12 protein-coding genes are annotated in these 12,171 nt (G+C 65.1%); 6 read left to right on the top strand and 6 right to left on the bottom strand.

All coding sequences use genetic code 11. The features are described from left to right. The first annotated feature begins 86 nt into the window (after positions 1-86). Positions 87-596, top strand: a complete 510-nt coding sequence (locus HHL22_RS14645; protein ID WP_169532089.1) for a GreA/GreB family elongation factor — start codon at positions 87-89, stop codon at positions 594-596. 145 nt (positions 597-741) lie between these two features. Here HHL22_RS14645 and HHL22_RS14650 read toward each other — a convergent pair whose 3' ends face one another. Continuing rightward, entirely contained in the window at positions 742-1,671 is a 930-nt protein-coding gene (locus tag HHL22_RS14650; protein ID WP_169532090.1) for an AraC family transcriptional regulator, read from the bottom strand. Between the two features lie 301 nt (positions 1,672-1,972). On the opposite strand from HHL22_RS14650, the gene HHL22_RS14655 reads away from it, so the two are divergent. The 3 genes from HHL22_RS14655 (at position 1,973) to HHL22_RS14665 (ending at position 4,551) form a co-directional block, all read left to right on the top strand. Beyond that, positions 1,973-3,502, top strand: a complete 1,530-nt coding sequence (locus tag HHL22_RS14655; protein ID WP_169532091.1) for an aldehyde dehydrogenase family protein — start codon at positions 1,973-1,975, stop codon at positions 3,500-3,502. 215 nt (positions 3,503-3,717) lie between these two features. Beyond that, positions 3,718-4,146 carry a hypothetical protein gene (locus tag HHL22_RS14660; RefSeq protein ID WP_169532092.1) on the top strand — a complete coding sequence of 143 codons (429 nt, stop codon included), beginning with the start codon at positions 3,718-3,720 and terminating at the stop codon, positions 4,144-4,146. Positions 4,147-4,158: 12 nt separating this feature from the next. Further along, entirely contained in the window at positions 4,159-4,551 is a 393-nt protein-coding gene (locus tag HHL22_RS14665; protein ID WP_169532093.1) for a DUF779 domain-containing protein, read from the top strand. Positions 4,552-4,624: 73 nt separating this feature from the next. Here the strand turns inward: HHL22_RS14665 and HHL22_RS14670 are convergent, their stop codons facing one another. The 5 genes from HHL22_RS14670 to HHL22_RS14690 form a co-directional block, all read right to left on the bottom strand. After that, on the bottom strand, positions 4,625-4,990 hold the full coding sequence (locus HHL22_RS14670) for a hypothetical protein (RefSeq protein WP_169532094.1): 366 nt from the start codon (positions 4,988-4,990) through the stop codon (positions 4,625-4,627). Between the two features lie 148 nt (positions 4,991-5,138). Further along, the gene (locus HHL22_RS14675) at positions 5,139-5,642 is read right to left on the bottom strand and encodes a YybH family protein (RefSeq protein WP_169532095.1); all 504 of its coding nucleotides are present in this window, start codon (positions 5,640-5,642) and stop codon (positions 5,139-5,141) included. A gap of 109 nt (positions 5,643-5,751) precedes the next feature. Then, positions 5,752-6,330: a hypothetical protein gene (locus HHL22_RS23745; protein ID WP_206680726.1), complete on the bottom strand. Its 579-nt coding sequence runs from the start codon at positions 6,328-6,330 to the stop codon at positions 5,752-5,754. A 203-nt stretch (positions 6,331-6,533) separates the two neighbouring features. Beyond that, complete coding sequence (pbpC, locus tag HHL22_RS14685) at positions 6,534-8,978, bottom strand: penicillin-binding protein 1C (protein ID WP_169532096.1); 2,445 nt, start codon at positions 8,976-8,978, stop codon at positions 6,534-6,536. A 59-nt stretch (positions 8,979-9,037) separates the two neighbouring features. Further along, on the bottom strand, positions 9,038-9,916 hold the full coding sequence (locus HHL22_RS14690; RefSeq protein ID WP_169532097.1) for a hypothetical protein: 879 nt from the start codon (positions 9,914-9,916) through the stop codon (positions 9,038-9,040). A gap of 135 nt (positions 9,917-10,051) precedes the next feature. Here HHL22_RS14690 and HHL22_RS14695 point away from each other — a divergent pair, with 135 nt between their 5' ends. Together HHL22_RS14695 and HHL22_RS14700 are read left to right on the top strand one after the other, a co-directional pair. Beyond that, positions 10,052-11,335: a glycosyl hydrolase family 8 gene (locus HHL22_RS14695; protein ID WP_169532098.1), complete on the top strand. Its 1,284-nt coding sequence runs from the start codon at positions 10,052-10,054 to the stop codon at positions 11,333-11,335. Between the two features lie 94 nt (positions 11,336-11,429). Continuing rightward, complete coding sequence (locus tag HHL22_RS14700) at positions 11,430-12,161, top strand: SDR family oxidoreductase (protein WP_169532099.1); 732 nt, start codon at positions 11,430-11,432, stop codon at positions 12,159-12,161. The last annotated feature ends 10 nt before the right edge of the window (positions 12,162-12,171 follow it).

Consider the following 12,171-nt stretch of genomic DNA (forward strand, 5'->3'; position numbering starts at 1 on the left):
CGCAGAGGGAGCAGTGTTTGCGCAGAGGGCGCGGTGCGCGGCCGATTTCCGTACACCTGCTTATTTACCCATTTACGCACGTACCAATGAGCCGCGGTTTTGTAAAAGAAGACGACGCCCAAACGCCGCCCCTGGTGCCGCCCCGCGCCGCCCTGCCGCCCGGCACGCCCAACTACGTGACGCCCACCGGCCTCGAGCAGCTGCGCCAGGAGCTGGTGCTGCTCGAAGCCGAGCGCGCCGCCGCCGAGGCCGACCGCGCCAACGACACCGACCGCACCTTCCGCCTCTCGCTGCTTAACGGCCGCCTGGCCCTGCTGGCCGAGCGCCTGGCCAGCGCCCGCCTCGTCGACCCCACCACCCAGCCACCCGGCGAAGTGCGCTTCGGGGCCACCGTGCGCTTGCGCGGCCAGGGCGGCGCCGAGCGGGTGTTCACCCTCGTGGGCGTAGATGAAGCCGACGTAGCGGCGGGTAAAATCGGCTTCGTGGCGCCGCTGGCGCGGGTGCTCATCGGCGCGCGGTCGGGGCAGGTGGTGGCGCTGCCCCTAGGGGGCAAGCGGGAGGAAGTGGAGGTGCTGGGGGTGAGCTACGACGGGTAAGGTGGATAAAACGGGTAAGCAGAACTAAACAGGCGGTCATGCTGAGCTTGCCGAAGCATCTCTCGCGCGCCGTATCGTTCGGTAGAGATGCTTCGGCAAGCTCAGCATGACAGCCTTATTTATGGATTCTATTCGCCTTTCGCCGCTACTGGCACTGCTTTTTGTAGGCGCCTGGCGTCAGGCCCTCGTGCTTTTTGAAGAGCGCCTGGAAGTAGGAGAGGTTGTTGAAGCCGGCGCGCAGGCAGGCGTCGGCCACGCTGATGGCGGGCTGGCGCAGCAGGCGCTTGGCCTCGGCCAGGCGCTCGTGCACGATGTACTCAACCGGCGTCAAACCCAGCTCGCGCTTGAAGAGGCGGAAGAAGGTGGCTTTGCTCATGCACGCCAGGGCGCTCAGCTTCTCGATGGGCAGCGGCGCGGTGAGGTGCTGCTTGATGTGCTGCACCACGGCCGCGAAGCGGTGCGTGGTAAGGTGCCGGGCGTAGTCGTGGAAGATGAGCTGGCGGGCCTGGGTTTGCATGAGGCGCACCAGCAGCTCTTGCAGCGTAAAGCCGGCCAACACATCCTTGGCCGCGTCGGTGGCGCGGGCGGTGGCCACCAGGCGCCCTAGGGTATCGGTTAGCTCGGGGGTGTTGGTGAGGTGCGCAAACTCGGGGCCGGCTACCTGCCAGGGCTGGTGGGGCTCGGCTAATGGGTACTTTTCATTCAATAAATCCACCGTTTGGCGGATGCTGTCGGGTGCGATGGCCACGGCCAGGCACTGCGTGGGCTGCCCCAGGTGCGCCTCTGGGAAGTCGATTTCCATCAGCTCATCCTCACCCACCACTACCGACTCGCCGGGTAGGTAGTCGAAGGCCGGGCGGCCGGGCAGGTGCATCACCTTCTTGCCCCGCAGCATGGTGGTGAGGGCCAGGCCGTCGAGGCGCAGCGGCACACGGTGGGCCGCTTGGTGCGTCTCGAAGATGTTTAATTCAAAGGCTTCCAGGGCGAAGACCGTGCGGTTTTCCACCAGCGAGTGCAGCCGCTCGGGCGCGAGCGTGGGCGTGGCGGCGGGCAGGTGAACGCGGGTGGGAAGCATGGGTTGGGAGAGGAAGTGAGCGGAGCGCCTAAGGGGACAATACGGGCAAACAGGCGGTCATGCTGAGCAAAGCCGAAGCATCTCTAACGCTTCGTTGAACGATTCAAACGGTGTGGTAGAGATGCTTCGACTTCGCTCAGCATGACCGCCTGTTTGGAATTGATAATCTAAGTAAGTGACTACTTACTAACGAAGTTGAGGCAATTTCGGTATTTTTTGCGACAATACCACAACCGGTACCCTAGGGCCTGGGCCAACCTTTGCGGCGTTCCCTAACCCTTTTTTCAATTCCCACTTCGCCATGGCTGAAACCCTCGAAGCGCCTACCTCCGTGGTGGCCCGCCCCCAATTTAAAACGCACTACGACAACTACATCGGTGGCAAGTGGGTGGCCCCGGTGAAAGGCCAGTACTTCGACAACCCGTCGCCCATCGACGGCAAGAACTTCACCAAAGTGGCCCGCTCGACCAAGGAAGACATCGAGCTGGCGCTCGACGCGGCGCACGAGGCCTTCAAAACCTACGGCAAGACCTCGGCCACCGAGCGCAGCAACATGCTGAACAAAATTGCCAACCGCATCGAGGAAAACCTGCCCTACCTGGCGGCCGTCGAGTGCGTGGAAAACGGCAAGCCCATCCGCGAAACCACCTACGCCGACATGCCGCTCGTGGTGGACCACTTCCGCTACTTCGCCAGCGTTATCCGGGCCGAGGAAGGCAGCGCCACCGAGCTGAACAGCACCACTTTGTCGCTGAACATTCAGGAGCCCCTAGGGGTGGTGGGCCAGATTATCCCCTGGAACTTCCCACTGCTGATGGCCACCTGGAAGCTGGCGCCCGCCCTGGCCGCCGGCTGCTGCGTGGTAATGAAGCCCGCCGAGCAAACGCCCGCCAGCATCATGGTGCTGATGGAGCTAATTGGCGACCTCATCCCGGCCGGCGTGGTGAACGTGGTCAACGGCTTCGGGCTGGAGGCGGGCAAGCCGCTGGCCTCGTCGCCGCGCATCCAGAAGGCCAGCTTCACGGGCGAAACCACCACGGGGCGCCTCATCATGCAGTACGCCGCCGAAAACCTCATCCCCGTCACGATGGAGCTGGGGGGCAAGTCGCCCAACGTGTTCTTTGCCAGCGTGATGGCGCACGACGATGATTTCCTCGACAAGGCCATTGAGGGCGCGGTGATGTTTGCCCTCAACCAGGGCGAAATCTGCACCTGCCCCTCGCGCATGCTGGTGCACGAGGACATCTACGACGAGTTTATGGCCCGCGTCATCGAGCGCGTGAAAGCCATTAAGCTCGGCAATCCGCTGGATATGAACACGATGATGGGCGCGCAGGCCAGCAACGACCAGTTCGAGAAAATCCTGAGCTACCTGGAAATCGGCAAGGCCGAGGGCGCCGAAGTGCTCACCGGCGGCGAGGCCTACGCCCAAACCGACGGCGAGCTGGCCGAGGGCTACTACATCCAGCCCACCGTGTTCCGGGGCCACAACAAGATGCGCATCTTCCAGGAGGAAATCTTCGGCCCGGTGGTGTCGGTCACCACCTTCCGCACCACCGCAGAGGCCATCGAGCTGGCCAACGACACGCTCTACGGCCTGGGCGCCGGCGTGTGGACGCGCGACGCGCACGAGCTCTACGAGGTGCCGCGCGCTATTCAGGCCGGCCGCGTGTGGGTGAACTGCTACCACGACTACCCGGCCGGCGCGCCCTTCGGCGGCTACAAGTCGTCGGGCTTCGGCCGCGAAAACCACAAGATGATGCTGGCCCACTACCGCCAGAACAAGAACATGCTGATTTCCTACAGCGAGAAGCCCCTAGGGTTCTTTTAGGCCGTAAACACAAGGGCTCATAAAAGATGAAAGACGGTCATGCTGAGCTTGCCGAAGCATCTCTACCGCGTTGTTGAACGATGCGAGGCGGCGTGGTAGAGATGCTTCGGCAAGCTCAGCATGACCGTCTTTCTAAATTAGAGTACCCCTAGGCATAGTGCAACCCAAGTAGCCGGCGAGGCCTCTTTTAATTACTTACCAACTACGCCGTTGCCATGAAGCTGCTACTCCTAGGCCTCGCGCTGCTGGCCACTCCTGCCGCCCGCGCCCAACTGCTGCCCGTGCCCAACACCCGCAACCCCGACTGGGAGCAAACTGATACCAAGCTCGGCTTCCGCCCCAGCCGGCCCGATACCCTGCCCGCCGGGCGCGACCGCATGCCCATTGCCGACCCCAACCGCGGCAACCGGGCGGCCATGCCCAACGCCTTGGGTAAGAAAAGCTTACTCGGCATGAACGGCAGCTACCACTACTGGGATGCCGCGCGCAAGCTGGGCTACGAGTGGAAAGCCCGGCCCGGCAGCAACAGCGCCGCGCCCGATAGCCTCGTTACAGTGTACCAGCAGGCTACCGGCGCCACCTACACCTACCGCCGGCGCCCCGCGCCCACAGCCACGCCGCGCCTGCTTAGTCCCGGCAAATAACAACTTCTGCTCATGCCCACCCCCCGCGTTCTCGCTACCCAAGCCGCCGAGGCTACCATCGACCTGCTGCGCGACGAGCACGGCCCGCTCATGTTTCACCAAAGCGGCGGCTGCTGCGACGGCTCCTCGCCCATGTGCTTCGCCAAGGGCGAGTTTCGGGTGGGCGCCAACGACGTGTGGCTAGGTTGCATCCACGGCTGCGACTTCTTCATGACGGCCGCGCAGTTTGCCTACTGGCAGCACACCCAGCTGACGGTGGATGTGGTGAAGGGCCGCGGCGCCAGCTTCTCGCTCGAAATACCCCTAGGGGTGCGCTTCCTCATTCGCTCGCGCCTTTTCACCGAGGAAGAAGAACAAGACATAGCGCCCGTCTTCGCCGGCGACGAGTACCCGCAGGAAGCTTAGGCCCTACCAATATGCAAAAGGCCGCTGCAAGTCTTTGCAGCGGCCCTTTAGCTTTCCAGGTAGCAGGTACTAACTACTTCAAATTGCCTATTCGAAAGGTCGCTTTGGCGCCAGGGGTGAAGTCTCGCACAAAACCAAAGGAGTAGTCATTGGTCAACTCATCGTCAGTGGCGCTGCCCCAGGTGTAGCCTTCGCAATCCACGTGGAAGCTGATTTTGGTCAGGTATCCTTCTTTATCAAATTCCAGCCGGTCGTATTCCAAGATAAGGCCGTCTTTTAATACATCTTGCTTGATAGTAGCTAGCTGCGTAAACGTAGTCTTGCGGTTAAAATAAACCACCACTTGCTTCGGCGTTGGCGCGTGGATTGGCGCGGGGGCCGGTACGCTGGCCATGGCTGGCGCGGCCAGCAGAATACCACAAAGGAGCAGCAGCTTCATAAGAAAAAGGACTAGTTCCAGGCACCGTGCGCTGGCCTAGGCAAGTATACTAAAGTATTGGTGGTTAAGTTGAAGTAAGTGGTGCTAGCCGCCAAAAAAGCCGCCCTTTCGATTACGAAAAGGCGGCTTTTTCTTAACGCGGCAAAAACTACTTCGTCTGCACTGGCAGGTCTTCGAGCTGGGCCAGGCTGAGCTTCCAGGTGCCGTCGCTGGCTTTCTTCCAAATGAAGACGTAGTTGCCCTGGCCTTCGCCGGTCGTGCGCTCGGTACCGCTGGGCAGCACATCGACCGAGAAGGTGCCCGCCTCGTAAGCCAGCGCGTCGCTGTTGCTGCTGCTAACGGTGTTGGTTTTGAGGTTGGAAATGGTGTTGATGGTAGGCGTCACCCATTTATTGGTCACGTCGCCTTTGCCGCTGAAGTGGGTTTCGCCCTGCAAAAACTGCACATCGTCGCCCAGCATCGAGGCTACTTTAGCAGCGTCCTTGCTGTTCCAGGCGCTGATAAACTGCTGGTCGAGGCTGGCTACGTCGGCCGTCGTGCCGGCAGGGGCAGTCGTGCCAGTGGCAGGCGCAGTAGTAGCTGCCTCGTTGTTTTTGCCGGAGCACGAAGCCAGCAGGGCGGCTACGCACACAATAGGCAGGTAAGCTTTCATACGAAGGGTTTTGGTGTAGGAGGAGAGTTATTAGTGATGAATGACTAACTACTAGTGACTAATGACCAGTTTATCAAACACTAGTCACTAGTAGTTAGTCACTAACCGCTTACCAGCTTTTGCGGAGCACTTTGGAGTTGGGATAAGCGGTGCCGGCTACCCCGTATTGGGGGTTAGGCAGGTAGCCATCGGCCACGGTGGGCTCAGTATTGGCGGCTACCAGGGCGGTGGTGGCGGCGGCCGTAGTGGCCACGGCGGCAGCGGTGCGGGCCGGGCTGGCGGCGCCAAAGCTAGTGGTGGGGCGCGCTTCAGCGGCGCGGGTTTCGGCGGCCTGGCGGGCGGCTACGGCGTTGCGCTCGGCGGCAGCGGCGCGGGCGTTGGCCTCGGCAATGCGCTCGTTGGCGGCGGCGCGCTCGGCCGCGGCTGCGGCGGCTTTTTTCTTCTTGCTATTGATAATGGCCCCCACGCCGTAGCCGGCAGCGGCTCCGCCCGCCCCGCCAATCAGGGCGCCTACTTTACGGTTGCGCCCGTTGATGAGGGCGCCGCCCAAAATGCCGGCCGCGCCGCCAATAACGGCACCTTTGGCCTGGGGGCTCCAGCCTTTGCGGGCCTGAGCCTGCGCTTCCGAAGAAGCAAAAAGAGTCAGTAGGAAGGCCGGGATGAGTAGCAGCCAGCTAATGCGTTTCATACGAAAAAAAGATAAGGAAGGTGAAAGAGAAGCCCCGGTGTAATGGCGTTTACAAGCACTGTGCCAGGTACGAAGCTGCTCGGCGCGAGGTTTGACCAAGAGCGCGACAATTTACCTTAGTAGTAAGCTAACTGCAAGCAAATTAGCTCATTCTTTTTGCCGAAGGCCTCGCCGAACCGCCCCGCCCTAGGGCCCGCGTCAGGCTACTGCTGGCGCACCAGCACGCGCACGTCCACGTTGCGGCCGTGGTCATCGGCGCACGAGATTTTGACCTCGCCCAGCGGCGGCCGGAAAAACACCCGTCCAGCGGCCGGCGCCGCCTGCACAAACCGGTCGTTGACGTACCAATACACCTGGCGCACCTCGGCCGGGGCGGCGCAGCTCAGCAGCAGGCGCTGGGGCTCGCCCGCGCTTAGCACGTACTCGGCGTGGGCCGCGGGCGAGGTAATGGCCAGCGCCGGGGCGGCCCCGGCCCCAGCCTCAGTGGCGCTGGCTTGCACCAGGCGGCAGGCGGGGTTGTGGGGCGGCAGGCGGCGGGTGGGCAAGCCCTGGCTTTCGCGGAAGGCCAGCACCTCGGGCGGCAGCCTAGGGTAGAGGGCGCGCCGAAAGCCGGTGGCCGGCACGCAGGCCCGGCAGTAGCACATGGCCCCGTCGGCCGACACCAGCACCTCCTGTTGGTGCTGGCAGCGCTGCCCCCCGCTGGCGCCCAGCAGGTAGTAATCGAGGAGCTGGTCGGGGCAGTGGGCGCCGGGCACCTGGCCAGTGGCAGCGCAGACCAACCGAAAATCGACGCTGGCCGGCGGCGCGTACCAGGTAGCGGGGGTGTTGTAGCTCAAGGTATTGAACAAGGCAAACAGCAGCGGTGAGGCCACGTCGGCCCCGGTGAGGGCGGGGCTGCCGCGCCCGTCGAAGTTGCCCAGCCACACCCCAATGGTATACTCCTGGTTGTAGCCGATGCTCCAGGCGTCGCGGCGGCCGTAGCTGGTACCGGTTTTCCAGGCAATGCGCGGCAGGTGGCGGGTGGCCGCCGCGTCGAGCGGCAAGTCGGGCCGCGTGCGCTGCGCCAGGATATCGGTGATGAGAAAGGCCGCGCCTTCAGAAAGCAAGACTCGCCCTCTGCGGGCAACCCCACCCCCGGCCCCTCCTCTCCGGGAGAGGGGAGCCGGACGTTTGTTTACGACAGCGCTGCCGTGGCTCCCCTCTCCCGGAGGGGAGGGGCCGGGGGTGAGGTCCCCCGCGGAGGGCGAAACCACTTTCAACTCCCGATACCGCCCCCCGTCGGCCAGGGCGGCGTAGAGGCCGGTTAGCTCCTCCAGAGTAGCGCCGCAGCCCCCTAGGATGGTGCTGAGGCCCAGGCGGGGCGCATCGTGGGCGACTTGCCGAAAGTGCGCCTGACGTAGGGTAGCCGTGAAATTGTCCACGCCTACCTCCGAAAGCAGCCGTACGGCCGGGATATTGAGCGAGTAGGTGAGGGCGCGCTCGGCGGTTACCTGGCCCTGGCAGCGCTTGTCGAAGTTCTCGGGCCGGAAGCCCTGGAAATTGGCCGGCACGTCGGGCAGCACGGTTTTGGGCGTGGCCAGGCCGCGGTCGAAGGCCAGGCCGTAGAGCAGCGGCTTGAGCGTGGAGCCCGGCGAGCGCACGGCCCGCACGCCATCTACCTGCCCTAGGGCCCCGGCGTCGGCAAAGTCGGCCGAGCCCACGTAGGCCTCCACGGCGCGGGTGCGGTTGCGCACCACCAGCACGGCCGCCTGCGTGATGCCTAGGGTAGCCAGCCGGCGCACGTAGTTGCGGGCCAGGTCTTCGGCGCGGGCCTGGCTGGCGGGCCGCAAGGTGCTGCGAATGAGCGCCTGGCCAGGGTGGGCCAGCACCAGTCGCCGGGCCAGGTGCGGGGCCAGGGTGGGGGCGGGGTGGCGGTGGGCGTCGAGCGGCTCGGCCAGCGCGTCGGCCACGTCCTGGGCCGGGAACAGGTAGTGCTGCCCGAAGTAGCGCAGCCAGCGGTTGCGCTCGCGCACGATGGCCGCGTTGTCGCGCCCCAGCACCAGCCCGCCCGGCCGGTTCGGAATGATGGCCAGCGTCACGGTTTGAGCCAGCGAGAGGTAGTCGGGCGGCTGCTGGAAGTAAAGCAGCGCCGCCGACTTCACGCCCTCAATGTTGGAGCCGTAGGGCACCAGGTTGAGGTAGAGCTGCAAAATCTCGGCCTTGCTGTAGTGCGCCTCCAGCTGCACGGCGCGGGCCATTTCGAACAGCTTGTGGGGCCAGGTGCGGCTTTTGGGCTCCAGTAGGCGCGCTACCTGCATGGTAATGGTGCTGGCCCCGGTAGTGCGGCCCCGGCCCAGCAGGTTGCGCCCGGCCGCCTGCACCACGGCCAGCGGGTTCACCCCCGGGTGGTAGCGAAAATACCGGTCCTCCTTCTCGATGATGGCCGTTTGCAGCGCGGGCGTAATCTCGGCCAACTCGGTTTTGAGGCGCCACTTCTGCGTCGGGTTCAGGTAAGCGTGCAGGGCCGAGCCGTCCTGGGCCAGCACCAGGGGCGAGTACTGCGGCGCGGGTGGCAGCGGCAGCAGCCAGTCGAGCAGCAGCAGCGCGCCGGTGAGCGCCAGCAGCCCGCCTAGCCAGTGAAAAAGCCGTTTTTGCCGCTGCGTGCGCATAGCCAAAAGTAGCGTGGCTGCCTGCGTTGGTCCTAGGCCCATTTACGGTAAAAAAGGCCCTAGGCCGGCACGCGCCACTCGCGGCCCAGCCAGCGCAGCACGGCCCGCTGCCAGCCCGGCCGGCTTTCAAATTGCAGCTTGCTTTCGGACAGCTGGCGCAGGGGTACTTCGGCCAGGTGGGGCAGCAGAGCGGGCAGCGGCTGCCCGGCGTGGCGAGCGAAGAAGGCGGCCAGCAGCGGCCGAGCTTCCTTGAGGTTCCAGTAGTGGAAGATGCCCGGCGTGGCCTCGCGCACGGGGCCGGCGGCGCTCAGCACGGCGCTGAAAGCCAGCTGCTCCATCACATGCTTGGGGTAGAAGCGGTGCAGCTCGTCGGTGAGGCACAGCACCTGGTCGAGCAGGGGGCTATCAGCGGGGTGCAGGCCTAGCACGCCGGCGTTGTACATGGGCGTGGCGGGGCCGAGGGCCGGGCCGCCGCACTGGCTCGCGAAGCGGTGGCGGCGCAGGTAGCGGCCGATTTTGCGGTTGAGGTAGCTGCCGTGCCCTAGGGTGCCCTCGGCGGCGTGCATGAGGCGGGAGCCGGCGGCCAACCAACCAAACACCTCGGCTGGCGCTTGCTCAAACACGGTGTCGGTGTCGAGGTAAAGCAGGCGGCCGGGGTAGTGCGCGGCGGCGTGGCGCAGCACCTCAATCTTGACGCGGTGCACAAAGTCGATGCTGCCGCGCCACTGCTGCCACTGGGCGGGCGTAACTTCCTGGTACGCTACCTCGGGCACCGCCCCCAGCAGCGCCCGAAACTCGGCGGGCGCATCGGTATACACCACCACGCGGGCGCCGCCCAGGGTGTCGCCGCCCGCCGCGTAGGCCGAGAGGATGCTGTAGGCGGCCTCGTGGCGAATGCCGGGCGGGCCGTAGGCTTGGTAGATGAGGGTGTCGGGCATCGGGCGCAGGAGTGGGGGCAAAGGTCGGGCCGGCGGCGGCAATGGCCCGGCAGCCGGCGGCCCGCAGCTATCGGCAGGTTTCCGGTGCCGGGGGCTGCCTACTTTCGCGCCGCTTCCTCATGCGCCCGCCCGCTTATGCTGTCCGCCCTCCCGCTGCCGTTGCTGCTTAGTGCCTGCTTGCTGCTCGCCGCTCCCGGCCGGGCGCAGCGGGCGCCCTCCAACGGGGCCGGGGCCTACGCCACCGGCCAGTACCGCGACTTATTCCAGGAAAACGGCCACTCACCGCAAGCCAGCGCCGCCAAGATAGAAGCCGCCTTTCAGCAACTTTTCTACGGCGATAGCACGCAGGCCATCTACTTCCGGGCCGGGCGCAATGCCAACGGCCCGCTGGCCTACGTGAGCGATTTGCCGCACCACGACGTGCGCAGCGAGGGCATGTCGTACGCGATGATGATTGCCGTGCAACTCGGTAAAAAGGCCGAGTTTGATGCCGTCTGGAACTGGTCTGTGAGCAAGATGTACGTCCGCGACCCCGCCCACCCCTCGGCCGGGTATTTCTGCTGGTCGCTGCGGCCCGATGGCACGCCCAATTCGGAGACGCCCGCCCCCGATGGCGAGGAGTACTACGCGATGGCGCTCTACTTCGCGGCCCACCGCTGGGGCAACGGCGCGGGCATCTACGACTACCAGGCCTGGGCCGCTAACATCTTGACCACCATGCGCCACCACTCGCTCAAGTCGGGGCCGACTCGCTACGGGGTGCGCAGCGTGGGGGCGATGGTGGACGAGCCGACCCGCCAGATACGCTTCGTGCCCGACGCGAAGGGCAGCCAGTTTACTGACCCTTCCTACCATCTGCCGGCCTTCTACGAGCTGTGGGCGCGCTGGGGCCCGGCGGCCGACCGCGCCTTTTGGGCGGCGGCGGCCGATAGCAGCCGGCGCTTCTTCCAGCGGGCCGCCAACCCGCAAACTGGCCTGGCCCCCGACTACGCCAACTTCGACGGCACGCCCCACGCCGCCGCGTTTAATCCGAACGCCACCAAGTTCTCGTTTGACGCGTGGCGCACGGCCAGCAACTGGTCGGTGGACTGGGCCTGGTGGCACCGGGCGCCGCAGGAGCCGGTGCTCAGCAACCGCATCCAGGCCTTTTTTGCCGGGCAGGGCCTAGGCCGCTACGGCTGCCAGTACACCCTGGCCGGCCAGCTGCTCGACCCGCGCCACGCGGGCGGCCTAGTGGCCACCAACGCCGTGGCCAGCCTGGCTGCCACCCACCAGCCCCTGGCCCGCGATTTTGTGGAGGAACTGTGGCGCGCCCCCGTACCGCACATCTGGGTCGAGCGCTACTACGATGGCTTGCTGCACCTCATGAGCCTGCTGCACTGCAGCGGCCAATACCGCATCTGGCTACCCAAAAAATAACGCTGCGGCCCAGCCACTCCCGCGCGCAACTTGTTCTTGTCTCACTTCCACGAGTTGGGTAGTTCTCGGCTCACCTTTTCCCCCACGCAAGATTATGGCAGGTAAACTCACCGGCAAAGTAGCTTTAATTACCGGCGCCAGCGCTGGCATCGGCGCGGCCTGCGCCCGCGCCCTAGCTGCCGAAGGCGCCCAGCTTATCCTCACCGCCCGCCGTGAAGAGCGCCTCGACTCGCTGGCCGACGAGCTAGCCGCCCACGCCCCTAGGCCCCTTATCGTGGTGGGCGATGCCCGCGACGAGGCCACCGCCCAGCAGGCCGTGCAGGCCGCCCTCGACGGGCCGGGCCGCCTCGATATCCTGCTTAACAACGCCGGCACCGGCAACTACAAGAACCTGGTAGACACCAGCGCCGACGAGTACGACGACCTGATGGACACCAACATGCGCTCCACGTTTCTCTTCACGCGCCACGCCGTGCCGGTGCTCATCAAGCAAGGGTCGGGCACCATCCTTATGCTGTCCTCCATGGCCGGCGTCTACGGCTTTGCGGGCGAGGCCGTGTACTGCGCCACCAAGTTCGCGCAGGTTGGTTTTGCCCAGGCGCTCGATAAGGAGCTGCGCCCACACGGCATCAAGGTGGGGGCCATCTGCCCCGGCGGCGTCAAAACCGAGTTTGCCCTAGGCCGGGGCCGCACCGAAACCAGCGTAGCCGAATCGGGCATGCTAGAGCCCGAAGACGTGGCCGGCGCCGTGCTGCTGGCCTGCACCCAATCGCCTGGCTCGCGCATCATCGAAATCCAGATGCGCACGATGGCCGAGGGGCTGTAGGAGCGAGTAA

It is taken from the genome of Hymenobacter polaris (assembly GCF_012927305.1).
GTDB lineage: Bacteria > Bacteroidota > Bacteroidia > Cytophagales > Hymenobacteraceae > Hymenobacter > Hymenobacter polaris.